20 protein-coding genes are annotated in these 24007 nt (G+C 71.2%); 6 read left to right on the plus strand and 14 right to left on the minus strand.

Going from position 1 to position 24007, the window contains the following annotated elements; genetic code table 11:
• Positions 1-23: 23 nt before the first annotated feature.
• Positions 24-566, minus strand: coding sequence for a DUF2617 family protein (locus tag ACE4Q9_RS15745; RefSeq protein ID WP_397984861.1), 543 nt, complete (start codon positions 564-566; stop codon positions 24-26).
• A 294-nt stretch (positions 567-860) separates the two neighbouring features.
• The gene (locus ACE4Q9_RS15750; RefSeq protein WP_397984862.1) at positions 861-1211 is read right to left on the minus strand and encodes a hypothetical protein; all 351 of its coding nucleotides are present in this window, start codon (positions 1209-1211) and stop codon (positions 861-863) included.
• Between the two features lie 141 nt (positions 1212-1352).
• Here ACE4Q9_RS15750 and ACE4Q9_RS15755 point away from each other — a divergent pair, with 141 nt between their 5' ends.
• Complete coding sequence (locus ACE4Q9_RS15755) at positions 1353-2537, plus strand: pyridoxal phosphate-dependent aminotransferase (RefSeq protein ID WP_397984863.1); 1185 nt, start codon at positions 1353-1355, stop codon at positions 2535-2537.
• 70 nt (positions 2538-2607) lie between these two features.
• Positions 2608-3792 (plus strand): hypothetical protein, encoded by a 1185-nt coding sequence (locus ACE4Q9_RS15760; RefSeq protein WP_397984864.1) that lies wholly within the window; start codon positions 2608-2610, stop codon positions 3790-3792.
• A 13-nt stretch (positions 3793-3805) separates the two neighbouring features.
• On the opposite strand, the gene ACE4Q9_RS15765 is transcribed toward ACE4Q9_RS15760, so the two are convergent.
• Positions 3806-4348, minus strand: coding sequence for a YbjN domain-containing protein (locus tag ACE4Q9_RS15765; protein ID WP_397984865.1), 543 nt, complete (start codon positions 4346-4348; stop codon positions 3806-3808).
• Between the two features lie 160 nt (positions 4349-4508).
• Positions 4509-7118: an ATP-dependent chaperone ClpB gene (gene clpB / locus ACE4Q9_RS15770; RefSeq protein ID WP_397984866.1), complete on the minus strand. Its 2610-nt coding sequence runs from the start codon at positions 7116-7118 to the stop codon at positions 4509-4511.
• A gap of 124 nt (positions 7119-7242) precedes the next feature.
• On the opposite strand from clpB, the gene ACE4Q9_RS15775 reads away from it, so the two are divergent.
• Positions 7243-7656 carry a pyridoxamine 5'-phosphate oxidase family protein gene (locus ACE4Q9_RS15775; protein ID WP_397984867.1) on the plus strand — a complete coding sequence of 138 codons (414 nt, stop codon included), beginning with the start codon at positions 7243-7245 and terminating at the stop codon, positions 7654-7656.
• Between the two features lie 190 nt (positions 7657-7846).
• Here the strand turns inward: ACE4Q9_RS15775 and ACE4Q9_RS15780 are convergent, their stop codons facing one another.
• Together ACE4Q9_RS15780 and ACE4Q9_RS15785 are read right to left on the minus strand one after the other, a co-directional pair.
• Complete coding sequence (locus tag ACE4Q9_RS15780; protein WP_085565785.1) at positions 7847-8182, minus strand: hypothetical protein; 336 nt, start codon at positions 8180-8182, stop codon at positions 7847-7849.
• Position 8183: 1 nt separating this feature from the next.
• Positions 8184-8573 carry a hypothetical protein gene (locus tag ACE4Q9_RS15785; protein ID WP_397984868.1) on the minus strand — a complete coding sequence of 130 codons (390 nt, stop codon included), beginning with the start codon at positions 8571-8573 and terminating at the stop codon, positions 8184-8186.
• A gap of 105 nt (positions 8574-8678) precedes the next feature.
• Between ACE4Q9_RS15785 and ACE4Q9_RS15790 the strand changes: the two genes are divergently transcribed.
• A complete protein-coding gene (locus ACE4Q9_RS15790; RefSeq protein ID WP_397984869.1) occupies positions 8679-9689 on the plus strand; it encodes a helix-turn-helix transcriptional regulator in 1011 nt (336 codons plus the stop codon).
• 771 nt (positions 9690-10460) lie between these two features.
• Here ACE4Q9_RS15790 and ACE4Q9_RS15795 read toward each other — a convergent pair.
• The 7 genes from ACE4Q9_RS15795 to ACE4Q9_RS15825 form a co-directional block, all read right to left on the minus strand.
• Positions 10461-11480: a LuxR C-terminal-related transcriptional regulator gene (locus tag ACE4Q9_RS15795; protein ID WP_397984870.1), complete on the minus strand. Its 1020-nt coding sequence runs from the start codon at positions 11478-11480 to the stop codon at positions 10461-10463.
• A gap of 233 nt (positions 11481-11713) precedes the next feature.
• On the minus strand, positions 11714-12820 hold the full coding sequence (locus ACE4Q9_RS15800) for a sugar ABC transporter substrate-binding protein (protein WP_397984871.1): 1107 nt from the start codon (positions 12818-12820) through the stop codon (positions 11714-11716).
• Positions 12821-13160: 340 nt separating this feature from the next.
• Positions 13161-13616, minus strand: a complete 456-nt coding sequence (locus ACE4Q9_RS15805; protein ID WP_397984872.1) for a heat shock protein transcriptional repressor HspR — start codon at positions 13614-13616, stop codon at positions 13161-13163.
• A 5-nt stretch (positions 13617-13621) separates the two neighbouring features.
• On the minus strand, positions 13622-14794 hold the full coding sequence (gene dnaJ / locus ACE4Q9_RS15810; RefSeq protein ID WP_397984873.1) for a molecular chaperone DnaJ: 1173 nt from the start codon (positions 14792-14794) through the stop codon (positions 13622-13624).
• A 36-nt stretch (positions 14795-14830) separates the two neighbouring features.
• Positions 14831-15505: a nucleotide exchange factor GrpE gene (gene grpE / locus ACE4Q9_RS15815; protein WP_397984874.1), complete on the minus strand. Its 675-nt coding sequence runs from the start codon at positions 15503-15505 to the stop codon at positions 14831-14833.
• Complete coding sequence (gene dnaK / locus ACE4Q9_RS15820) at positions 15502-17346, minus strand: molecular chaperone DnaK (RefSeq protein WP_397984875.1); 1845 nt, start codon at positions 17344-17346, stop codon at positions 15502-15504. Before dnaK ends, grpE begins: the two co-directional genes overlap by 4 nt.
• A 94-nt stretch (positions 17347-17440) precedes the next feature.
• On the minus strand, positions 17441-18472 hold the full coding sequence (locus tag ACE4Q9_RS15825; protein ID WP_397984876.1) for an undecaprenyl/decaprenyl-phosphate alpha-N-acetylglucosaminyl 1-phosphate transferase: 1032 nt from the start codon (positions 18470-18472) through the stop codon (positions 17441-17443).
• 220 nt (positions 18473-18692) lie between these two features.
• Here ACE4Q9_RS15825 and ACE4Q9_RS15830 point away from each other — a divergent pair, with 220 nt between their 5' ends.
• Positions 18693-20975, plus strand: a complete 2283-nt coding sequence (locus ACE4Q9_RS15830; RefSeq protein ID WP_397984877.1) for a (Fe-S)-binding protein — start codon at positions 18693-18695, stop codon at positions 20973-20975.
• A gap of 927 nt (positions 20976-21902) precedes the next feature.
• Here the strand turns inward: ACE4Q9_RS15830 and ACE4Q9_RS15835 are convergent.
• Positions 21903-22226, minus strand: coding sequence for an antibiotic biosynthesis monooxygenase family protein (locus ACE4Q9_RS15835; protein WP_397984878.1), 324 nt, complete (start codon positions 22224-22226; stop codon positions 21903-21905).
• Positions 22227-22483: 257 nt separating this feature from the next.
• On the opposite strand from ACE4Q9_RS15835, the gene ACE4Q9_RS15840 reads away from it, so the two are divergent.
• A complete protein-coding gene (locus tag ACE4Q9_RS15840) occupies positions 22484-23965 on the plus strand; it encodes an FG-GAP and VCBS repeat-containing protein (RefSeq protein WP_397984879.1) in 1482 nt (493 codons plus the stop codon).
• Positions 23966-24007: the final 42 nt, after the last annotated feature.

Genomic DNA, 24007 nt, shown 5'->3' on the forward strand with positions numbered 1-24007 from the left:
TTATGCGGCGGACGCCCCGGGAGTTACGCGGCGCGGGCGTCCTGGCGGGGCCGGCCGCAGCGCGCCCGCGCGCCCACCCGGGTGCGGGTGGCGACGACCTGGCCATCCTGCGGGTAGGCGTGCCAGGTGCGCCAGTGCACATGGTCTTCGTGCCGCTGGGCCAGCATCGCGGTGAACGCGTGCGGGCTGCCGGGGAAGACGCCCGCGAGTCCGTGCGGGTGCTCGGAGACGAGGGCCAGCAACTCCTGGGCGCGGCCCGCGAAGGAGCCGGGGGTGAGCATCTCGACGCGCGCCGCGAACTCGTACTCCCACTCGCCGACGCGCTTGGCGACGCCGAGCGGCAGCGGGGTGCTGGAGCCGGGGATGCAGGCCACGGTCTCGGAGCACAGGCCGCGCTCCTCCTCCAGGAGGACCTGGTGCGAGGCGCCGAGCAGCCTCAACTGGAGCTTGGCGCCGGCCAGTTCGAGGTCGAGGGTGGCCAGGGCCGGAAGCGGTTCGCGCCCCAGGGCCCAGGCGAGGTCGGCAGCGCGCGTATCGCTGTAGCTGGTGTTCAGGGTCGTGAGCATGGATCGGCTCCGCTAACACGCAAATGAGGGGAGATGGCCGTGTCAGCCCGGCCGGCCCGGCCGGTAAGAGGCGTCTGCGAGACGTCCTGGGGGCTGCGTTGGCTGTATTGGCGTTTTAGAGGGAATCATGAACAGAGGGGCCGCCACAGCGTTTTTACCCAACTTCGGGGGCTTTCCATCCCTCGGGGGGCTCACAGCTCAACTGTTCCACCACGGCGCACGCCGGGCGCGGAAGCGGAGGCCCGCATCCCTCGTCCCGGCGGCCTCTCCCCGCCGCCGTCCGCCCCGCGCGCCTCAGCTGCTCCCGCCGCCGCACGAGGAACCCCCGCCGCAGGACGACCCGCCACCGCACGAGGAACCCCCGCCGCAGGACGAGCCACCGCCGCACGAGGAGTGCCCGCCGCCGCAGGAGTGCCCGCCGTGGTGGCCGCCGTGGCCGCCGTGGTGGCCTCCGTGCCCGCCCTGGTGCCCGTGGTGCCCGCCGGAGGAACCAGGGTCCCCGGCCCACCAACTGGCGCTGGTGTCACCCATCCCGCTCCTGCGCCCGCCCCGCGACCCGCCCCTGCCGCTCTCCTTGCCGAACACCCGCACGACGACGATGAACAGGACGAGCACACCCACCAGGCCGATCACGAACGGATCCATGGCGCCACCTTCTTCCGGTCCCCCGAAGCCACCCCCCGTGGGTGCCTCGTTCCTCCCCCGCGCCACGCGCGGTGCCCCGGAGATGCCCGCCCCGGACGCGCGCCAAAGCGGAGTTGAGGAACTCCAGAGCTTGGGCGCAGGATGGCCGCCATGACCTCCACCGCGCGCCCCTTCCTCAATCGCAGGCTCGCCGAGTTCGGTACGACGATCTTCGCGGAGATGTCCGCCCTCGCCGTCGCCACCGGGTCGATCAACCTGGGCCAGGGCTTCCCCGACACCGACGGCCCCGAGGAGGTAAGGGAGGCCGCCGTACGGGCGCTGCGCGACGGGCGCGGCAACCAGTACCCGCCGGGCCCCGGCGTCCCCGAGCTGCGCACCGCGATCGCCGCGCACCAGCAGCGCCGGTACGGGCTGTCGTACGACCCCGACACGGAGGTGCTGGTGACGGCGGGCGCCACCGAGGCCATCGCGGCCGCGCTGCTCGCGCTGCTGGAGCCGGGCGACGAGGTGGTGGCCCTGGAGCCGTACTACGACTCCTACGCGGCGAGCATCGCGCTGGCGGGCGGTCGCCGGGTGCCGGTGACCCTGCGCCCGCACGAGGGCGGCTTCCGGCTCGACCTGGACGAACTGCGCGCCGCCGTCACCGGCAGGACCCGGCTGCTGCTGATCAACACCCCGCACAACCCCACCGGAACCGTCCTCACCCGCGCCGAGCTGGCCGCCATCGCCGAGCTGGCGGTGGAACGGGACCTGCTGGTGGTGACGGACGAGGTCTACGAGCACCTGGTGTTCGACGACGCCGAGCACCTCCCCCTGGCGGGCTTCCCGGGGATGCGCGAGCGCACGGTGACCATCGGCTCGGCCGGCAAGACGTTCTCCTTCACCGGCTGGAAGGTCGGCTGGGTGACGGCCGCGCCCGCCCTGGTCAGCGCGGTCCGCGCGGCCAAGCAGTTCCTCACCTACGTCGCCTCGGGCCCCTTCCAGTACGCGGTGGCCGAGGCCCTCGCCCTGCCCGAGTCCTACTACGACGACGTCCGGCGCTCGATGCGAGAGCGCCGGGACATCCTGTCGGCCGGGCTCGCGGCGGCCGGCTTCGGGGTGTTCCGGCCGGCGGGCACCTACTTCGTCACCACCGACATCCGCCCCCTCGGCGAGAAGGACGGCTTCGCCTTCTGCCGCGCCCTGCCCGAACGCGCCGGTGTGGTGGCCATCCCCAACGCGGTCTTCTACGACGACCGCGAGGCGGGCGCGCCCTTCGTGCGGTTCGCGTTCTGCAAGCGCACGGACGTGCTGCGCGAGGCGGCGGAGCGGTTGCGGGCCATGTGAGGGACGGTTCGCCGCCGGTTGGCCGTGCCCTGCTCGCATCCGGGGCCCGGCCCTTGCAAGGTGCGGAGGTGTGACCCACGCCAGCACCGTTCTCGCTCCGCCCGTCACCACGCCCGAGCCCGCGCCCGGCGAACGCGCCCGCGCCTGTCTGCTGCGGGCGAGCTGCGTCGCCGTAGGACTGTTCCTCGGCGCGCGGCTCGCCGGCACCGCCGTCCTCGCCCTGCTCGCCGAGGCCGCGGGCCGGCCCGTCCTGGCCCTGCTGGGCCGCTCCTGGGACTCGGTCTGGTACCTGGGCATCGCGGCGCACGGGTACGGCCACGCCCTGGGCCGGCACGGCTACAGCGATCTGGCGTTCTTCCCGCTGTACCCGGCGCTGGTGCGGGCGGTGGGCGAGGTGAGCACGCTCGGCGGGGGCGCGGCCGGGCTGCTGGTGTCCTGGTCGGCGGCGCTGGTGGCGGCGGCGGGTCTGTACGCGGTGGGGACGCTGCTGTACGGGCGGCCGGTGGGGATCGCACTGGTGCTGCTGTGGGGGCTGCTGCCGCACTCGGTGGTGCTGTCCATGGCGTACACCGAGCCGGTGCTCACCGCGTGCGCCGCCTGGTCGCTGTACGCGGTGCTGACCGGGCGCTGGCTGTGGGCGGGGTCCCTCGCGGCGCTCGCGGGGCTGGCCCGCCCGAACGGGTTCGCGGTGGCCGCCGCCGTGCTGGCCGCGGTCGGCGGCGAGGTGTGGCGGCGGCGCGGCCGGGTTTCCCCCAGGCTGTGGACGGGCGCGGCGCTCGCCCCGCTGGGCTGGACCGGGTTCCTGCTGTGGGTGGGCCACCGCCGGGGCGATCTGCTGGGCGGCTACTTCGCCGTGCAGGCGCGCTGGGGCTCGCGGTTCGACCTCGGGCGCGGCTCGCTGCGCTTCGTACGCGCCCTGCTGCTGCACGGCGGCCGGGTGGTGTTCCCCATGGCGCTGCTGCTGGTGGCCGTGGGCGTGGTGCTGTTCGCGCTGCTGCTGCTCGACCGGCCGCCGCTGCCGCTGCTGGTCTACAGCGGGGTGCTGCTGCTGGTCGTGCTCGGCGGCTCGGGCATCTTCGAGTCCAAGCCGCGCTTCCTGCTGCCGGCCTTCCCGCTGCTGCTGCCGCCGGCCCGCGCGCTGGTGCGCACGGCGCGAGCCCGGCCCTGGCACGCGGCCGTGGTGGTCGCGGCCCTGGCCGGGCTGTCGTACCTCTACGGCGCGTACCTGCTGGTGCTGGGGCGCGCGCCGCTGTAGCGGTCCGGGCCGGTCACTCGCCGGAGCCGGCCTCGCCGTCCTCCGGCTTCTGCGGGCCGTCCGCCTCCTGCTCCAGGCCCAGCTGCTCCACCAGCCACTTGTCGAACTCGATCGCGGCGCGCACCCAGCTGACCGTGGAGGAGACGAAGTGGTTCAGGTCGACGCCGGTGCCGATCAGCATCTGGGCCTCGCCGATGAGGCGGACCGTGCCGTCGTCGTGGGTGTGCGTGTAGACCTTGGGCCACAGGGTGCGGCGGTTCCAGTCGTCGACCGACTCGAGGAGCTGGGCCTTGTCCTCGATCTGGTGCGGCCGGTCGTAGAAGGTCCGCACCGAGAAGACCGCGTGCTCGTCCTCCCCGCGGAACATGAAGTAGGTGCGGAACTGCTCCCAGGGGGCCGCGAGGTCGCCTTCCTCGTCGACGACGTACTTCAGCTCCATCTGCTCCAGGAGCTGCTTCACGAGGTCCTGGTCCGGGAGGACGGGGCCGCCCGGTCCCTGGGGCTGCGGCTCGGGCTGGCCCCCGAAGTTCGGAATCGAGGACGGGTCGATGCTCACCGTGTTTTTCCCTTCGTACGGATCCCGCCATCCTCCCCCATGCGGGGAGGGGGGTGGCAAGCCCGAGCGGCCGTAACACACCGATCTTTCAGAACGGGCCGGCTCGGGCAGGGGCCCTGATCGAGGGCGGCGATCCGGTCCGCCTCCGGGGCACCCCCTGCTACAGCGTCTTCCCCGTCGCCGGGCCCACCAGCAGGCCCTCGCCGGCGCGGTCGACGCGGACCGTGTCGCCGTCCTTGATCTCGCCGGAGAGGATCTCGCGGGCGAGCCGGTCGCCGATGGCGGTCTGCACCAGGCGGCGCAGCGGCCGGGCGCCGTACGCCGGGTCCAGGCCCTCCTCCGCGAGCCAGGCCAGCGCCTGGGGCGTGACGTCCAGGGTGAGCCGGCGCTCGGCGAGCCGCCTGCCGAGCCGCTGGATCTGGAGCTCCGCGATCCGCTCCAGCTCGGGCTTGGTCAGCGCGGAGAACACCACCAGGTCGTCCAGGCGGTTGAGGAACTCCGGCTTGAAGGACGCCCGTACGACCTCCAGCACCTGCTCCCTCTTCTCCTCCTCGCTCCTGAGCGGGTCGACCAGGAACTGGCTGCCCAGGTTGGAGGTGAGCACCAGGATGGTGTTGCGGAAGTCGACGGTGCGGCCCTGGCCATCCGTCAGGCGGCCGTCGTCCAGCACCTGGAGCAGGATGTCGAAGACCTCCGGGTGGGCCTTCTCCACCTCGTCCAGGAGCACCACGCTGTACGGGCGCCTGCGCACCGCCTCGGTCAGCTGGCCGCCCTCCTCGTAGCCGACGTAGCCGGGGGGCGCGCCGACCAGCCGGGCCACGCTGTGCTTCTCGCCGTACTCCGACATGTCGATGCGGACCATGGCCCGCTCGTCGTCGAAGAGGAAGTCCGCGAGCGCCTTGGCGAGTTCGGTCTTGCCGACGCCGGTCGGGCCGAGGAAGAGGAACGATCCGGTGGGCCGGTCGGGGTCGGCGACACCGGCACGGGAGCGCCGTACCGCGTCGCTGACCGCGCGCACCGCCTCGCTCTGCCCGATCAGCCGCTTGCCCAGCTCCTCCTCCATGCGCAGCAGTTTCTGCGTCTCGCCCTCCAGCAGCCGGCCGGCCGGGATGCCTGTCCAGGCGGCGACCACGTCGGCGATGTCGTCGGCGCCGACCTCCTCCTTGACCATGGTGTCGGCGACGGCCTCCTCCTCGGCCTCGGAGGCGGCCTCCAGTTCCTTCTCCAGCTGCGGGATCTCGCCGTAGAGCAGCTTGGCGGCCTTGTCGAAGTCGCCGTCGCGCTGGGCACGTTCGGCCTGCCCGCGCAGGTCGTCCAGCTTCTCCTTCAGCTCACCGACCCGGTTGAGGGACTGCTTCTCCTTCTCCCAGCGGGCGGTCAGTCCGCGCAACTCCTCCTCGCGGTCGGCGAGATCGCGGCGCAGCTTCTCCAGGCGGGCCAGCGAGGCCGGGTCGGTCTCCTTGCCGATCGCCAGCTCCTCCATCTTCAACCGGTCGACGGAGCGCTGGAGTTCGTCGATCTCGACCGGCGAGGAGTCGATCTCCATGCGCAGCCGGGAGGCCGCCTCGTCCACCAGGTCGATGGCCTTGTCCGGCAGGAAGCGGGAGGTGATGTAGCGGTCGGACAGGGTGGCCGCGGCGACCAGCGCGCTGTCCGCGATCTGCACCTTGTGGTGGGCCTCGTAGCGGCCCTTGAGACCGCGCAGGATCGCGATGGTGTCCTCGACCGTGGGCTCGGCCACCAGCACCTGCTGGAAGCGGCGCTCCAGGGCGGGGTCCTTCTCGATCCGCTCCCGGTACTCGTCCAGCGTGGTGGCGCCGACCATGCGCAGCTCACCGCGGGCGAGCATGGGCTTGAGCATGTTGCCCGCGTCCATGGCGGAGTCGCCGCCCGCGCCCGCGCCGACGACCGTGTGCAGCTCGTCGATGAAGGTGATGATCTGTCCGTCGGAGTCCTTGATCTCGGCGAGGACGGCCTTGAGGCGTTCCTCGAACTCGCCGCGGTACTTGGCACCGGCGACCATCGCGCCGAGGTCCAGCGCGACCAGGCGCTTGTCCTTCAGCGACTCGGGCACGTCACCCTTGACGATCCGCTGGGCGAGCCCCTCCACGACGGCGGTCTTGCCGACGCCCGGCTCGCCGATGAGGACCGGGTTGTTCTTCGTACGGCGGCTCAGCACCTGCACGACCCGCCGGATCTCCTGGTCCCGCCCGATGACCGGGTCGAGCCGGCCCTCGCGGGCGGCGGCGGTGAAGTCGGTGCCGAACTTCTCCAGGGCCTTGTACTGGCCCTCCGGGTCGGCGGTGGTCACGCGGCGTCCTCCCCTGGCCTTCTTGAAGGCCTCCAGCAGCTTCTTCGCCTCGGCGCCCTGCCGCCTCAGCAGCTCACCGGCGGCCCCGCCCTTGGCGGCGATCCCGATGAGCAGGTGTTCGGTCGACAGGTATTCGTCGCCGAGGTCCTTCGCCCGCTCGCCCGCGTCCGCGATCACGGCCAGCAGATCGCGGTTGGGCTGCGGGGGCGCGACGGTGGAGCCGGTCACGCTCGGCAGCGCGGCCAGGAGCTTCTCCGCGCCCGCCCGCACGGCGGCCTGGTCGGCCTCCACGGCGGCGAGCAGGTCGGCGATGTTCGCGCTCGCCCGGCCGGGGCCCTCGCCCTCCAGCAGTGCCAGCAGCAGATGCGCGGGGGTCAGGTCCGGGTGTCCCTCGGTCACGGCCCGGTTGCTGGCCGCGTTGATCGCGTCCCGGCTCTTGTTGGTCAGCTCGGCGTCCACGTGTGCCTTCTCCTCCTCGACGTACCTCGGCCTGCATCCTCTGCTGACTTAACCAGCGTACATAAAGTTGAGTCTATTCCACTCAAGGCGGCTCGCGCACCGCCCTGCGGCTAGGTTTTCGGGCATGGCGAACCACTCCGTGGCTCCGGGTTCCCCGGACGACGCGTACCTCGGCTTCTGGCGCGAGCGGCATCTGTGCACCCTGACGACCATCCGCCCGGACGGCAGCCCGCACGTGGTGCCGGTCGGGGTGACGTACGACCCCGGGGCGCGCCTCGCGCGGGTGATCTGCGACGGCGCCAGCGCGAAGGCGGCCCATGTCCGCGCCGCGGGACCGGACGGCGCCCTCGCGGCCGTCTGCCAGGTCGACGGGCGCCGCTGGGCCACACTGGAGGGCCGGGCGCGTCTGTCCGCGGACCCGGTCCGGATCCAGGAGGCGGAGCGCCGCTACGCCGAGCGCTACGGGCGCGAGCCCCGGCCGAACCCGAATCGCGTGGTGATCGAGATCACGCTGGAGAGGGCGCTGGGGCGCGGGTGAACGGGATGTGGAGGACGCGTGTCTCCACGGCGGCCGTGTTCGATCGGTTTCGGCCACTGTGGCAGCGGGGTCATACCGCGACATCCCCGATATGTCGCCACGCACAACAGCGGCGTCACCGTGTTCAGGTCACGGTGACGCCGCTGCGGGGGGAAGCGCCTGAGCGATCTTTTACGACGGGGGAATCGCGTCAGGCACTGCGGGGGGTGGCAGAGATGGTTCTCAGGTCGGACTCCACCGGCTCGGTGAGCCGGTGATCCCGCTGGTCCAGGTTCACGAAGATCATTCCGTACCGTATGGCACACCGCACCGGCTGAGGCGCCCCGCGCGGCTTGCGCAGGCACCGGTAGGCCCGGACGTCCTCCTCGTCGTCGCGCGTGACGACGACCGGCTCACCGAAGACGGTCACCATCAGCGAGTCACCGGGATGGGGAATCGCGGTCACCAGATCGATGAAGTGCCAGCCGGAGCGGTAGGCGGTGGCCATCTCACGGCGGAAGGAGCGGTCGTCGGGAGGCGTGGTCACATCAGCTCCCGGCTGCCGAAGGCCACTTGGTGTCGGAGGGCCACTTGGTGTCCGCCGGCCACTTGGTGTCGGAAGGCCACTTCGTGTCCGCGGGCACGGCGTTCGTCACGCCGCCAGCCGCCACCGACGGCCACTTGGTGTCGGAGGGCCACTTGGTGTCCGCGGGCACCACGCTGTTCGCGTCGAGCGTCGCCACCGACGGCCACTTGGTGTCGCTGGGCCACTTGGTGTCCGCACGCACCACGCTGTTCGCGTCGAGCGTCGCCACCGAGGGCCACTTCGTGTCCGCGCGCACGTCGCTCTTCGCGCCGAAGGGGCCACTCAGCACTCCAAGGGCCACAACGGCGGAGAAGGTGGCGACCAGCCCCGAGCGAATCATCTTCTTGCCCATGGTCGACTTCGTCCTCACTTGAAGGTCCCCTTCTTCCCCCGTCGGATAAGACGATGGCTCATTCAGGCACATCATGACCACACAATCAGTGCATCATGTTCCTGCATGTTCAGGACCCTGGGGGGTGGAGATTTGACTTCAAATCGGCACAATACGGTACATCCCCATGCGGTCACCGAACTGTGCGAGGAAGGGCGCCGACTTTACGCCAACGCCCTGCGTACCGGGCGTGTCTCACGTGCCGATGTCGCGGCGGTCCCGTGTCTGATGGAGTTCGCCCTGCTCCACCCGGACCCGGACGATCCCGACTGGCTGCGCCCGGTGCCCCCGGCCGTGGCTCTGGCCCAGCGGCTGTCGCCCCTCGAACGCGAGATAGCAGATCGCCGGCGCTGGGCCGTGGAACTCTCCGACATCTTCGAGCCGTTCCTCGCGCTGAGCACCCAGACGGCCTCCGCGACCGACTCGATCACCGTCCTGGAGGGCAACGACCGCATCAACGCCGCGCTCGACCTGGCCACCACCGAATGCCGGTCCTCGGTGCTCACCGTGCAACCGAGCAACCACTTCACCGAACGCAACGTACGCCAGGGCCTGGAGCGCGACACCGCCCTGGTGGAACGGGGCGTGCACATCCGCACCCTCTACCAGCACACCGTCCGCTACAACCTCAAGCAGCTCGGCTACGTCTCCCAGCTCACCAGCGGCAAGGTGGAGTACCGCACCATCGACGAACTGGTCGAACGGCTCATCATCTGCGACGAGTCGGTCGCCTTCATCCCCACCCGCGACGACCAGCAGGTCGCCCTCGAACTGCGCAACCCCGGACTCATCCGCTACCTCATCAAGGTCTTCGAGTTCATGTGGAACCGCGCCGTCCCGCTGACCGCCGGCGCCCCGTACGAGACCGCGCCCGACGGCATCACCGAGATCCAGCACTCCATCGCCAAACTCCTGGTCGAGGGGCACGTCGACGAGGCCATCGCGCGCCGGCTCGGCATGAACGTCCGCACCTGCCGAGCCCACATCGCCAAGCTGGCGCAGGCGCTGGGCAGCGGCAGCCGGGCCCAACTGGGTTTCCTCATCGCCCAGTCCGGCATGCTGGACCGGGACCTGTAGCCGGTGACCACGGTGGTACCGCACCCGTAACACGGCATCGAGGAGCTGTGCGCGCAGGGCCGCGAACCGTACCGGCACGCGCCTGCTGGAACCGGTGGCCGCTTCGGTGGCCCTACAGGAGCTGCTGCGCTCCTCCGCCGGACGCGTCGCCGCCGAACGCCGCCGTGAGGCCCATATCGCCCGGAGCCTCGAACCGCTGCTGCGGGCGGCCCGCGACCTGCCCGGCACCGCCCCCGGCAGCGCCCCCGTGGTCCGGGTGCACAGCGGCATCGACCGCATCAACCAGGTCGGCGCCACGGCCGAGGTCCGCGAGGAGTTCCTGGCGATCCAGCCACATGTGGACCACGCCCGGATGGCCCCCGAACCGGACGCCGCCACCTCCGACCGCGACCAGGCACTGCTGGGCCGGACGGTGGCCTTCATCCCCGCCGACGCCGAGCGCACCATGGCCCTGGAGATCCGCCGGCCGGCGATCGTGGCCCGTCTGGCGACGATGCCCGACCGGTTCTGGCCCCTGGCCACGCCGATCGGACCGCGGCACCCGCCGCGCCCCGCCGCGGGCGGCACCACTGCGCGCCAGCGGGCCATCGCCGCCCTCCCGGTGGAGGGCCGCACCGATGCCGCCCTCGCCGGCCGGCTGGGCATGAACGTGCGTACGTGCGGCTGCACATCGCCAAGCTCTCGGCCGCGCTCGGCAGCGTCAGCCGGGCCCAACCGGGTCATCTCCCCGGGCAGTCGGAGATCCTGCGCCGCGCGGACGAGACGCCGGGCTCATAGCGAGGCGTCCCGCGCGCCCGTCGGCAGGCCCCGGCCGCTGCCGTCCAGACCCGCCTGGGCGATCCGCACCCCGAGCTGCGTACGGCTCGCCGCGCCCAGGGTCTCCGAGAGGCGGGCGATGTGCGCGCGGCAGGTGCGCACGCTGATGCCGAGCCGCTCGGCGATCACCGCGTCCTGATGACCCTCGGCGAGCAGCGCCGCGATGGACTGCTCACGGTGCGAGATGCCCTCGATCCCGGTGTCCGGCAGCGGCGCGGTGAGCGGGATGGCCAACCGCCACAGCCGCTCGAAGACGGTCACCAGGTACTCCACCAGCGCCGGATGACGCAGCTCCAGGGCCATGGTGCGGTCCGCGTTCGCGGGGATGAAGGCCACGGTGCGGTCGAAGAGGATGAGCCGGTCGATGACCTCGTCCAGGGTGCGGGCCTCCACCGTGTCGCCCATCAGCTCCAGGTAGTTGAGCAGTCCCTGCCCGTGCCGGGCCACGTGCGTGTACAGGTCCCGCATGCGCACGCCCCGCCCGCGCAGCGCCAGCGCCCGGTGCAGGCCCTCGGTCAGCTCGGCCTCCCGCCGGATGCCGCCCGGCTGCACGGTGAGCACCTCGGTGGTGCACGCCTCGGTCGCCTCGTCCATCGCGGCCTGGATGCGGGACAGCCCGTCCAGCACCCGTACCGCGCTGCCCCCGGCCGGCGCCGCGAGCGCCTGCAACTGCCCGAGCCCGGCGTACCACTCGAAGGCGGCCAGCGCCGAGCCGACCCGGCGCTGGCTCTCGCTGACCTCGTCGTGGACCCCGCGCAGCAGCCGGGTCAGGATCTCCTGCGGGGCGGTGGGGACCAGCCAGTCCATGTCGTCGGGGTCCGGGTGCAGCAGGGCCAGCTCCAGCAGGCAGGGCACCGCCTCGGCCTCGGTGCGGGGCACCCGGCCCCGCCGTACCGCCCGCTCGTACACGCGGTCCCCGGCCTCGCACAGCCGGTCGGCACCGTGAGGATGCTGCCCCGCCCTCCGCCCGGCCATCGCGCATTCCACCCCCGGTGTGCTGCCACTTCCGCAGCGCAACTATGCGGGGCGCCGACCGGCTCCGCAACACGGCTCCCCGGAGCGCAGCGGCCGTTATCGGCCACTGTGTCCGGTTATCCACCGGGCTCCGCCCCTCGCATTGCAACAAGATGACGGTGGCGGCATGCACATGATCAAGGCATCGTCGGTCTCGCCGTACCGCGCTCACGGGGGTGGCGCGGTACGGCCCGCTACTTGAGACCGATGGCGGCGCACTCGGCCTTGTACTTGGCGGTGCAGATGTCCCCCACGGTGTAGATGCCGTCCGCGATGACGGTGTCCTTGATGGACTTGCGGGTCAGCGCGCTGACCTGGACCAGCTTGGCGGGGATGTTCTTCGTGGTGGGGCTGTCCACCCTGTCCTCGGTGAGGGCGTCGAACTGGATGTCCTTGCCCTGGACCTCGGCGACGGCCATCTGCGCCGCGGCCTCGGCCTCGTCGGGGTAGGACTTGTAGACGCTCATGTACTGCTCGCCCGCCACCACCCGCTGTACGGCGTCCAGTTCGGAGTCCTGGCCGGTGACCGGCGGCAGGCTGGTGACGCCCGCGGCCTTCAGGGCCTTGATGACGCCGCCCGCCATGCCGTCGTTGGCGGCGTAGACACCCGCGATGTTCGCCGCGCCGATCTGGCTGATCGCCTTGGCCATGTTGGCCTGGGCGATCTCCGGCTTCCAGTCGGTGGTGTCGTAGCTGGCCGCGATGGTCACCTTGCCGTTCAGCTCGGAGAGCGCGCCCTCCTTGAACTGCTTGGCGTTGGGGTCGGTGGGCGAGCCGTTCATCATCACGATCTTCTTGGCGGTGCTCACGTTCGAGCCCAGCGCCTCCAGCAGCGAGCGGCCCTGCACCTCGCCGACGAGTTCGTTGTCGAAGGAGACGTACGCGGTGATCGGGCCCTCGGCCAGGCGGTCGTAGGCGATGACCGGGATGCCCGCGTCCTTGGCCTTCTTCACCTCGCCGGCGATGGCGTGCGCGTCGACGGCGTCGAGCAGGATCACATCGACCTTGTCGTCGATCATCTTCTGCATCTGGCCGGCCTGCTTGGCCGCGTCAGCGTCCGCGTTCACGTACTCGACCTTGCCCTGCGTGGAGGTCAGGTCGGCGACCTTGCTCTTGATGATGGGGTAGTCGAACTTGTCGTAGCGCGTATTGGTCGTCTCCGGCAGCAGCAGGCCCACCGTGAGGTCGTTGCCCTTGGCCGGGCTCGCGCTCGTGCTGTTCCCCGTCGCGTTGAGGACGCCGCAGCCGGCCAGCGAGAGGGTCGCCGCGGAGGCGGCCACGGACAGGGCGATACGGCGCATACGAGGGCTCACTTCACGTGTGTTTCGGACGTGGGTGCTGCTAGAGGACCCAGGTGTCTGAAAAGACAACGCGGAGCCGACAGCCGGCGTCAAGAAGCCTTGCTTAACGAGTACGCAACGCTACGCGCCGTCCAACATGTGAAAGCAATGGGGAAAGCTCTCCAAACACCCTTTACGGACCGTCCATCCAAGGGGAGTTCAGGAGGCGGTAAAGAAAGGGTTGTGCCCGGGTTGTGCCCTCGCCCGGCCGGCCGCCGTGTCCGACGGGCCCAAAGGCGCCGAGGGGCCCGCGGACGGGATGCGTCCACGGGCCCCTCGCCGTGCGTGGTGCTGCGCGCGGTCAGTCGCCCTGCTGCGGGGACCGCTTGGGCCGCCACACGACCAGCGCGCTGGTCTGCTGGACCTCCTGGTACGGGACCAGGTCCCGGCGGTAGGAGGCGTGCACGGCGGCCTCGCGCTGGCGCATGGTGGCCGCCGCGCCGTCCAGGGCCGCTTCCAGCTCCGCGACGCGGGACTGGAGCGCGGCGACCTGGTTCTCCAGTTCGATGATGCGCTTGATGCCGGCCAGGTTGATGCCCTCGTCCTGCGACAACTGCTGCACCTGGCGGAGCAGTTCGATGTCACGGGCGGAGTAGCGCCGGCCCCGGCCCGCGGTGCGGTCCGGGGAGACCAGGCCCAGGCGGTCGTACTGGCGCAGCGTCTGCGGGTGGAGTCCGGAGAGCTGGGCCGCCACCGAGATGACGTAGACCGGGGTCTCCTCGGTCAGTTCGTACGGATTGCGCCGGCGGCCTTCCATCACCCTCAAGCTCCCTTCGCGGCCTCGAACAGCTCCGCCCGCGGGTCCTCGCCCGCGGTGGCCTCGCGATACGCCTCCAGTGCGTCACGAGCCTTCCCCGACAGGTCCTGCGGAACACTCACCTCGACGGTGACCAGGAGGTCGCCGCGGGTGCCGTCCTTGCGGACCGCGCCCTTGCCGCGGGCCCGCATGGTCCTGCCGTTCGGTGTGCCCGGAGGCAGCTTCAGGGTGACCGGCGGACCGCCCAGGGTCGGCACCCGCACCTCGCCGCCGAGCGCGGCCTCGGCGAAGGTGACCGGGACGGTCACCGTGAGGTTGTCGCCCTTGCGGCCGAACACCGGGTGCTCGCCCACGTGCACGGTCACGTACAGATCGCCCGCCGGACCGCCCCGCTCGCCGGGGGCGCCCTTGCCGCGCAGCCGGATCCGCTGCCCGTCGGTGACACCCGCCGGGATGCGGACCTGCATGGTGCGCGAGGACTTGGCACGCCCGCTGCCCTTGCAGTCCGGGCAGGGGTTCTCCGCGATCAGGCCGCGGCCCTTGCAGTCGGGGCACGGGTCGGTGAGCGAGAAGCCGCCGCCCGAACCCCGCGCGATCTGGCCGGTGCCGACACAGGTCGGGCACACCCGGGGGGTGCCGTTCTTGTCGCCGGTGCCGGAACAGGCCTTGCAGGGCTGCTGGGAGGTCATCCGCAGCGGCACCGTGGCCCCCTCGATCGCCTCGGTGAAGCTGAGGGTGACCTCGGTGTCCACGTCCTGGCCGCGGCGCGGCTGCGTACGGGTCGCCCCGCCCGCGCCGCCCCGGTTGAACAGGCCCCCGAAGACGTCACCGAGTCCGCCGCCGAAGCCCCCGCCCTGGGCGGTGCCGCCTCCGAAGAGGTCGCCCAGGTCGAAGTTGAAGTTGCCGCCGCCGGCGCCGGGTCCGGGGCGGAAACCGCCGCTCCCGAACAGGGCGCGCGCCTCGTCGTACTCCTTGCGCTTCTTGGGGTCGCCGAGGATGTCGTTCGCCTCGGAGATCTCCTTGAAGCGCTCCTCGGCCTTGGCGTTGCCCTTGTTGGCGTCCGGGTGGAACTCGCGCGCGAGCTTCCGGTACGCCTTCTTGATCTCGGCCTCGGTGGCGTCCTTGGGGACGCCGAGGACCTTGTAGAAGTCCTTCTCGATGAAGTCCTTGGTGCTCATCCCCGACGTCCCTCCTTCCCGTCCGCTGTGATTACGTCAGCCCTCCTCCGGGCCACCGTTCTCCTTGTCGTCGGCCGCCTCGGACTTCTCCTCGGCGCCCTCGGCCTTGCCCGCCTTCTCCGGCTTCGCGGCCTGCGCGCCGGGCTGCGGCTCGGCCACGGCCACCCGCGCGGGGCGGATGGTGCGCTCGCCGATGCGGTAACCGGGCTGCAGGATCGCCACGCAGGTCGTCTCGGTGACGTCCGGCGCGTAGCTGTGCATCAGGGCCTCGTGGATGGTCGGGTCGAAGGGCTCGCCCTCCTTGCCGAACTGCTGGAGGCCCAGCTTGGCCGCGACGGTCTCGGTCGACTCGGCCACCGACTTGAAGCCGCCGACCAGTTCGCCGTGTTCCCGCGCGCGGCCGATGTCGTCGAGCACGGGCAGCAGCTCGGTCAGCAGGTTCGCGATGGCGACCTCCTTGACCGTGGCCCGGTCCCGCTCGACCCGGCGGCGGTAGTTCTGGTACTCGGCCTGGAGGCGCTGGAGGTCCGCGGTGCGCTCGTTCAGCGCGGTGCGTACCTGGTCCAGCTGGGCGACCAGACCGGCGTCTGCGTTCGCGTCCCCGGCCGGGGCCGCCCCCTCCTTGGGGGCGGCCTTCGGCTCGGCGTCGTCAGGGGTGGCGCCGGAGGGGACGTCGGGCTTCTCCTCGAAGCCCGGAGTCTCCTCCGTCACGCGGCACCGTCCTTGCGCTCGTCGTCCACGATCTCGGCGTCCACGACGTCGTCGTCGGCCTTGGCCTGGCCGGCACCGGCGTCACCGGCACCCGCGGCCTGCGCGCCCTGGGCGTCGGCGTACATCGCCTGGCCGAGCTTCTGCGAGACGGCCGCGACCTTCTCGGTGGCGGTGCGGATCTCGGCGGTGTCCTCGCCCTTGAGCTTCTCCTTCAGCTCGGCGATGGCGGACTCCACCTCGGTCTTGACCTCGCCGGGGACCTTGTCCTCGTTGTCCTTGAGGAACTTCTCGGTCTGGTAGACGAGCTGCTCGCCCTGGTTGCGGGTCTCGGCGGCCTCGCGGCGCTTGTGGTCCTCCTCCGCGTAGCGCTCGGCCTCCTCGCGCATGCGGTCGACCTCGTCCTTCGGCAGCGAGGAGCCGCCGGTGACGGTCATCTTCTGCTCCTTGCCGGTGCCGAGGTCCTTCGCCGTGACGTGCATGATGCCGTTGGCGTCGATGTCGAAGGAGACCTCGATCTGCGGGACGCCGCGGGGCGCCGGCGGCAGACCGGTCAGCTCGAACATGCCGAGCTTCTTGTTGTAGGCCGCGATCTCGCGCTCGCCCTGGTAGACCTGGATCTGCACGGACGGCTGGTTGTCCTCGGCCGTCGTGAAGATCTCGGAGCGCTTCGTCGGGATCGTCGTGTTGCGCTCGATCAGCTTGGTCATGATGCCGCCCTTGGTCTCGATACCGAGGGACAGCGGGGTGACGTCGAGCAGCAGGACGTCCTTGACCTCGCCCTTGAGGACACCGGCCTGGAGCGAGGCGCCGATGGCGACGACCTCGTCCGGGTTGACGCCCTTGTTGGCCTCCTTGCCGCCGGTCAGCTCCTTGACGAGCTCGGCCACGGCGGGCATACGGGTGGAGCCACCGACGAGGACGACGTGGTCGATCTCGTTGATGGAGATGCCGGCGTCCTTGATGACGTTGTGGAACGGCGTCTTGCAGCGCTCCAGCAGGTCGGCCGTCAGCTGCTGGAACTGGGCGCGGGTGAGCTTCTCGTCCAGGTGCAGCGGGCCCTCGGCGGAGGCCGTGATGTAGGGCAGGTTGATCGAGGTCTCGGTGGACGAGGACAGCTCGATCTTGGCCTTCTCGGCGGCCTCACGCAGGCGCTGGAGGGCCATCTTGTCCTTGGACAGGTCCACGCCGTGGCCGGACTGGAACTGCTTGACCAGGTAGTCGACGACGCGCTGGTCCCAGTCGTCACCACCGAGGTGGTTGTCGCCGTTGGTGGCCTTCACCTCGACGACGCCGTCGCCGATCTCCAGCAGGGACACGTCGAAGGTGCCGCCGCCGAGGTCGAAGACGAGGATCGTCTGGTCGTCCTTGTCGAGGCCGTAGGCCAGCGCGGCGGCCGTCGGCTCGTTGACGATGCGCAGGACGTTCAGGCCCGCGATCTCGCCGGCCTCCTTCGTCGCCTGGCGCTCGGAGTCGTTGAAGTACGCCGGGACGGTGATGACCGCGTCGGTCACCTTCTCGCCCAGGTAGGCCTCGGCGTCCCGCTTCAGCTTCTGCAGGATGAAGGCGGAGATCTGCTGGGGGTTGAAGTCCTTCCCGTCCAGCTGGATCTTCCAGTCGGTGCCCATGTGGCGCTTCACGGACCGGATGGTCCGGTCCACGTTGGTGACGGCCTGCCGCTTGGCGACCTCACCGACGAGCACCTCGCCGTTCTTCGCGAAGGCGACGACGGACGGCGTGGTCCTGGCACCCTCGGCGTTGGTGATGACGGTGGGCTCGCCGCCCTCCAGAACGCTGACGACGGAGTTAGTCGTGCCCAGGTCGATGCCGACCGCACGTGCCATGGTTGATTCCTCCAGCTGACTTGAGTGCAACAGACTCAAGTGTGCACGAGCCGGCCGCCGGGGTCAACAGACCTGAGTCATCTGGACTCAAGTCTTATCCGTTCCTTACACGCAACCGCCCGTTGACCTGCGAAGACGCCATACGACGGGGTCGCTGGACCGGAATCCGCACGGGCGCCCGCAGCAGGACGAGCACCAGGACGGCCGCCCCTCCCGCCACCCACAGCCCGGTGTCCCTCCCCGCCCACCCGGCATGCACCAGCACCCCGGCGAGCACCGCGCCGAACCCGCACACCCCGAGCACTACCACCGCCCCCGGCTGGGTGAGCCCGAACCGTCGCAGCCGGTGCACCAGGTGGTCGGGTCCGCGCCGCAGCAGCGGGCGGCGCCCGAGCAGCCGTACGACGACCACCAGGGCGGCGTCCGCGAGGGCGACGGCGCCGAAGCAGAACAGCACGGCCGTGCTCGGTCCGATCGCGTACCCCGCGCGCGTGAAGACGACCGCGGAGGACAGCAGGAATCCGGTGAACAGCGAGCCGCAGGCGCCGAGTCCGACCCGCGCGGGATGCCAGTTGTGCATCAGGAAGCCGGTGAGGGCGGCGGCGAACACGCTGAGCAGCACGGCGAGCGCGTCCATCACCTCGATGGCGGCGCAGACGCCGGCCCCGAAGGCGGTGATCACCCCGACGGTCCCGGCCAGCCCGTCGGCGTGGTCGAGCCCCCGGAAGGCGAGCGAGACGACGACGATCCCGGCCACGGCGAGCGCGCCCCCGGCCGCCCCCGTCTCGTCGTACGGCACCACGCAGGCCGCGGCCACCGCCGTACCGGCGGCGATCACCCGGCCGCGCAACCGCCAGACGTCGGCGACCAGGCCGAGCAGACCGACCCCCACGGCGGCGAGCAGCAGCCCGCCGACCTCGTCCCCCAGGGGGGCGACATGGGTCCATTCACCCGTCCAGGCGACCAGCGAGGTGACGGTGACGACGGCGAGGCCGCCGAGCAGCGGAAGAGGGCGTGCCCGGCGCCGGTCGACGACCCCGGCCCGCAGGGCGGGCAGCCGGAGCAGCGCCGCGAGGACGGCGGTGAGCAGCAGGGCGGCGGAGGCCGCGGCGATCCCGTAGAGCACGGCTCTAAGGTAGGGGTGAAAGTAGCAAATCGGGATGAATAACACGATCAGATTGCCCTGAGGGTGATCAGCACGCCACCATGGGCGACCCCTCAGCGACCCATATCACCCCGCGCTCCCCTGCATCGCGACGGAAGATAGGGGTAGTCTCAGAGAACCGCATAAGTTACCGCTTAGTAATGTCCGCTCGGTCAATTCGAGGCCGCCCTCAGGAGCCCCAATGCAACTCGCCGCGATCATCGTGTCGCTGGTCCTGATCGTGGTCGGCGTGGCACTGTTCGGCCGCGCCCTCCTCCAGATCTTCCACTTCATGCGCCTCGGCCAGCCGGTGCCGGCCGGGACCAGGACCAACGACCCCGCACAGCGCACCGCCACCGTGGTCAAGGAGTTCCTCGGCCACACCCGGATGAACCGCTGGGGCATCGTCGGCGTGGCGCACTGGTTCGTGGCGGTGGGCTTCTTCTCCCTGCTGCTGACGATCGTCAACGCGATCGGCCAGTTGTTCAAGGCGGACTGGATCCTGCCGGTCATCGGCGACTGGGCGCCGTACAACATGTTCGTCGAGTTCGTCGGCACCATGACCACGCTCGGCATCCTGGTGCTGATCGCGATCCGCCAGCTGAGCAGGCCGGACAAGCCGGGCCGCAAGTCCCGCTTCGCCGGCTCGAACTTCGGCCAGGCGTACTTCGTGGAAGCCGTCATCCTGATCGTCGGCATCTGCATCTTCACGCTGCACGCCCTGGAGGGCGCCCAGCACCACGTCGACGGCTACGAGGCGTCGTTCTTCATCTCGTACCCGGTCGTCGCCTGGTTCAAGGGCATGAGCGTCGACACGCTCCAGAACCTCACCTACTTCTTCGCCGGCCTGAAGATCGCGACCTCTTTCATCTGGATGATCACGGTCGCCCTGAAGACCGACATGGGTGTGGCGTGGCACCGTTTCCTCGCCTTCCCGAACATCTGGTTCAAGCGCAACGCGGACGGCGGGACCTCGCTCGGCGCGCTGCTGCCGATGACCTCGGGCGGCAAGCCGATCGACTTCACCGACCCCGGCGAGGACGACGTCTTCGGCGTCTCCCAGGTCGAGCAGTTCTCCTGGAAGGGCCTGCTGGACTTCTCCACCTGCACCGAGTGCGGCCGCTGCCAGTCGCAGTGCCCCGCCTGGAACACCGGCAAGCCGCTGTCCCCGAAGCTGCTGATCATGTCGCTGCGGGACAACGCGCACGCCAAGGCGCCGTACCTGCTGGCCGGTGGCGGCAAGACGATGGAGGGCGAGGAGAAGGCGTCCGCCGAGGCCCTCAAGGACGTCCCGGCCGCCGCCCTGGCCGAGGCCGAGCGCCCGCTGATCGGCACCGCCGAGGAGAACGGCGTCATCGACCCGGACGTGCTGTGGTCCTGCACCACCTGCGGCGCCTGTGTCGAGCAGTGCCCGGTGGACATCGAGCACGTCGACCACATCGTGGACATGCGCCGCTACCAGGTCATGATCGAGTCGGCCTTCCCCTCCGAGGCGGGCACGATGCTCAAGAACCTGGAGAAGAAGGGCAACCCCTGGGGCCTGGCCAAGAAGCAGCGCCTGGAGTGGACCAAGGAGGTCGACTTCGAGGTCCCGGTCGTCGGCAAGGACATCGAGGACCTCAGCGAGGTCGAGTACCTGTACTGGGTCGGCTGCGCGGGCGCGCTGGAGGACCGCGCCAAGAAGACGACGAAGGCGTTCGCCGAACTCCTGCACATCGCGGGCGTCAAGTTCGCGATCATGGGCGGGGACGAGAAGTGCACCGGTGACTCCGCCCGCCGCCTGGGCAACGAGCCCCTGTTCCAGGAGCTCGGCATGGAGAACGTGATGGCCCTGAACACGGCGTTCGGCGAGGAGCTGGACGACGACGGCAAGGTCACCGCGGAGTCCAGGAAGCCGAAGTCGGCGAAGAAGATCGTCGCCACCTGCCCGCACTGCCTGAACACGCTCGGCAACGAGTACCCGCAGCTCGGCGGCGACTACGAGGTCATCCACCACACCCAGCTGCTCCAGCACCTGGTGGACGAGGGCAAGCTGATCCCGGTCACGCCGGTCGAGGGCATCATCACCTACCACGACCCGTGCTACCTGGGCCGCCACAACAAGATCTACACGCCCCCGCGCGAGATCATCGGCAAGGTCCCCGGCCTGCGCAACGAGGAGATGCACCGCCACAAGGAGCGCGGCTTCTGCTGCGGCGCCGGCGGCGCGCGGATGTGGATGGAGGAGCGGATCGGCAAGCGCATCAACAACGAGCGCGTGGACGAGGCCCTCTCCCTCAACCCGGACATCGTCTCCACGGCATGCCCCTTCTGCCTCGTCATGCTGACCGACTCGGTCAACGGCAAGAAGAACGACGGCAAGGCGAAGGAGTCCATCCAGGTCGTCGACGTCGCCCAGCTCCTGCTGGACTCGGTGCGCACCCCGGTGGACCCGGCGGGCGACGCGGAATCCGCCACCGCCCCGGAACCGGAGCCGGTCAAGTAACGGCCCCTACGGCCCCCCTGAAACCCGCCGACGCCCCCTGCTTCGCACAGGCAGGGGGCGTCGGCGTGCGCGGGGGCCGGGGGAGGTCGGGGGTGGGGGTTGGGGTTGGGGGCGGGGGTTGGGGACAGGGCAGGGGGCAAGGGGTTGCGTCGCGTCGCCGCCGGGAGCCGGGAGGGCCAGAAGGGCGGGCGCAGCGGCCGGGTACGACGACCGCATGCGGGCTGGGGCGGGCAGGTGGGCGGGGCGGGCCGGGACGGCCAGAAGGCCGGGCGGGGCGGCCGGTGCAGGCCGGGGCCGGCACGTGGGCGGGGCGGGCATGTGGCCGGGCGCGGCGGCCGGCGCGGGGCCGCACGTGGACGGGCGTGGCGGCCGGTGCGGGCCGGGGCGGGCACGTGGGGCGGGGCGGGCACGTGGACGGGCGTGCCGGCCGGTGCGGCGGCCGCATGCGGGCTGGGGCGGGCATTGGCCCGGGCGTCCCGGGACGGCCAGAAGGCCGGGCGGGGCGGCCGGTGCGGGCCGGGGCCGGCGTGTGGGCGGGTAATCCGGAGATCAGAGGCCGGAACTGAGGGGCGGCCGGGAGCGGGCCGCGGGCCGATGGCCGGGCGCGAGCCGATAGCCGGGCACAGGCCAATGGTCAGGCCGATAGCAGGGCCGCGTGGGGTCCGAGGTGGGGCCCCGGCCCGCGCGCGTGGCCTCGCCGGCCGATGCCCGGAGCATCCCGGCGCGCGAGTCGATCAGGCCGGTGCCCCGCCACGCGCCGCAACCGCCGTCGCCGTACGAGATCACACCGCAGCCACGGTCGTCGTACGAGGTCAGCTCTGTGGCGCCGTGGGCGACGCGTGCGCCCGCCCCCGCGTGGGGCGCCGTCGTCCCGCCGAGAACGCGGCGCTGGACCTCGTGGCACCGCCGAGGCCCAGCGCCGAGCGGTCACGCGGTCTTCGGGGCCGCCTGCTGCACCACCTCGAAGGACCACAGGGTGGAGCCGGAGGCGGCCGGCTTGGGGCGCTCGCCCCCGGCGCCGCCCTGGTGGGCGGCCTTCATCGGGCCCTCCATCCACGCCTGGAACGAGGCCTCGTCGCGCCAGCGGGTGTAGACGAGGTACTGGTCGGTGCCCTCGACCGGGCGCAGCAGCTCGAACCACTCGAAGCCGTCGGAACTCTCCACCGTGTGCGCCCGCGAGGCGAACCGCTTCTCCAGGACCTCCCGCTGCTCGGCGGGCACGGTCAGCACATTGATCTTCACTACGCTCATGAGTCCATCCTGCGCCACCCGCTCCGCTCCCGCCGCAGGGGCACCCGGTAACTCGCCACGGACCACACACACTTAACGGCCGTCACCGGACTCCCGTACAACTCCCGTACAACCCCTGCCCACCACCGCGCGTCTCCTGATCGCCGACCGCCCGGTGAACCCGGCCTCGACACACGACGAACCCGGATGGACACGGACGGTCCGCACCCAATCGACCGAGGACGCCCGCCCGGCATCCTCCGCACGCAGGAGAACGCATGCACCTGCACCGAAGACTCGCCCTCGCGACGGCCACCGCGGCCGCGCTGACGGGCGGTCTGCTCACCTTCGCCGCCGCCCCGGCCACGGCCGCCGACTCCACCCGTGTCGCCAAGGCCGACTTCAACGGCGACGGCATCGGCGACCTCGCCACCTCCGCCGCCACCGCCTACGTCGGCGGCCACAAGGGCGCCGGCGCGGTCGTCGTCATGTACGGCTCCAAGACCGGCGTCTCGGCCGCCAAGCGCACCCTGCTCACCCAGGACACCGCAGGCGTCCCCGGCAGCGCCGAGGCGGGCGACGAGTTCGGTGGCGACCTGGCGTACGCCGACTTCAACGGCGACGGCTACGACGACCTCGCCGTCAGCTCGCCGCACGAGAAGGTGGGCAACGACACCGACGGCGGCTCCGTCGCCATCCTCTGGGGCTCCAAGAGCGGTCTGACCGGCAAGGGCGTCAATGTCGCCGACCCGGCCCCCACCGCCCACGACTACTGGGGCGAGAGCCTGGCCGCCGGCGACTTCGACGGCGACGGCAAGGCCGACCTGGTCGTCGGCAGCAGCAGCAACACCCTCGACCTCTACCGGGGCGGCTTCACCACCGCCGGCACCCCCCACAGCCGTACGACCGTCAGGACGCCGGTGCGGGCGGGCACGGCCCGCAGCTCCTACGGGCCGCTGGACCTGACCGCGGGCGACGTCAACGGCGACGGCCGTACCGACCTCGTGGTGGACGGCTTCGAGACGAAGACCAAGTACCAGTGGAACACCAACTACTGGCTGCCCGGCTCCTCGACCGGCCTGAACGCCTCCGCCGCCAAGGCCCTCAAGCCCGGCATCGTCACCGCCATCGGCGACGTCAACGGCGACGGCTTCGGCGACATCGTGACCGGCGCCGACTGGGACGCGAAGACCACCGACGGCACCACCGTCCCGGACGCGGCCGACGGCGGCAAGGTCAGCGTCACCTACGGGTCCGCCTCCGGGCCCGCCACCACCACCGCCATCACCCAGAACACCGGCAACGTCCCCGGCTCCTCCGAGAAGGGCGACGCCTTCGGCTGGGACCTGGACCTCGGCGACATCAACGGCGACGGCTACCAGGACCTCGTGATCAGCGCCCCGGAGGAGGACCTGAACGGGGTCACCGACACCGGCATGGTCACCGTCCTGTACGGCTCCAAGGCCGGTGTGAACACCACCTCCGGCGCCCAGTCCTTCGCCCAGAGCACCACGAACGTCCCCGGTCAGGACGAGAAGGACGACCTGTTCGGCACCGACGTCAAGCTCGACGACGTCACCGGCGACGGCAAGGCCGACCTGATGGTGGGCTCGTTCGAGAACGGCGGCGACGGCGCGGTCACCTACCTGCCCTCCGACGGCAAGAGGATCACCGCGATCGGCTCCCGCTCGGTGTCGCCCGCCGCGGTCGGGGTGTCCACGACCGGGGTGCCGCAGTTCGGCTCCGTCTTCGCGGACTGAGACGGTTCAAACCCGGAACCATCCCTGGTGAAAGGGCTGACG

The organism is Streptomyces sp. AM6-12 (assembly GCF_044327085.1).
GTDB lineage: Bacteria > Actinomycetota > Actinomycetes > Streptomycetales > Streptomycetaceae > Streptomyces.

What these genes read in the sequence shown, in the direction of transcription:
- dnaJ (WP_397984873.1), bottom strand. Translation starts at nt 14,794, where the DNA reads ATGAGCACCAAGGACTTCATCGAGAAGGACTTCTACAAGGTCCTCGGC.
- ACE4Q9_RS15785 (WP_397984868.1), bottom strand. Translation starts at nt 8,573, where the DNA reads ATGGGCAAGAAGATGATTCGCTCGGGGCTGGTCGCCACCTTCTCCGCC.
- ACE4Q9_RS15745 (WP_397984861.1), bottom strand. Translation starts at nt 566, where the DNA reads ATGCTCACGACCCTGAACACCAGCTACAGCGATACGCGCGCTGCCGAC.
- dnaK (WP_397984875.1), bottom strand. Translation starts at nt 17,346, where the DNA reads ATGGCACGTGCGGTCGGCATCGACCTGGGCACGACTAACTCCGTCGTC.
- ACE4Q9_RS15835 (WP_397984878.1), bottom strand. Translation starts at nt 22,226, where the DNA reads ATGAGCGTAGTGAAGATCAATGTGCTGACCGTGCCCGCCGAGCAGCGG.
- ACE4Q9_RS15750 (WP_397984862.1), bottom strand. Translation starts at nt 1,211, where the DNA reads ATGGATCCGTTCGTGATCGGCCTGGTGGGTGTGCTCGTCCTGTTCATC.
- ACE4Q9_RS15830 (WP_397984877.1), top strand. Translation starts at nt 18,693, where the DNA reads ATGCAACTCGCCGCGATCATCGTGTCGCTGGTCCTGATCGTGGTCGGC.
- ACE4Q9_RS15775 (WP_397984867.1), top strand. Translation starts at nt 7,243, where the DNA reads ATGGCGAACCACTCCGTGGCTCCGGGTTCCCCGGACGACGCGTACCTC.
- ACE4Q9_RS15800 (WP_397984871.1), bottom strand. Translation starts at nt 12,820, where the DNA reads ATGCGCCGTATCGCCCTGTCCGTGGCCGCCTCCGCGGCGACCCTCTCG.
- ACE4Q9_RS15795 (WP_397984870.1), bottom strand. Translation starts at nt 11,480, where the DNA reads ATGGCCGGGCGGAGGGCGGGGCAGCATCCTCACGGTGCCGACCGGCTG.
- ACE4Q9_RS15840 (WP_397984879.1), top strand. Translation starts at nt 22,484, where the DNA reads ATGCACCTGCACCGAAGACTCGCCCTCGCGACGGCCACCGCGGCCGCG.
- ACE4Q9_RS15805 (WP_397984872.1), bottom strand. Translation starts at nt 13,616, where the DNA reads ATGGAAGGCCGCCGGCGCAATCCGTACGAACTGACCGAGGAGACCCCG.
- ACE4Q9_RS15755 (WP_397984863.1), top strand. Translation starts at nt 1,353, where the DNA reads ATGGCCGCCATGACCTCCACCGCGCGCCCCTTCCTCAATCGCAGGCTC.
- ACE4Q9_RS15790 (WP_397984869.1), top strand. Translation starts at nt 8,679, where the DNA reads ATGTTCAGGACCCTGGGGGGTGGAGATTTGACTTCAAATCGGCACAAT.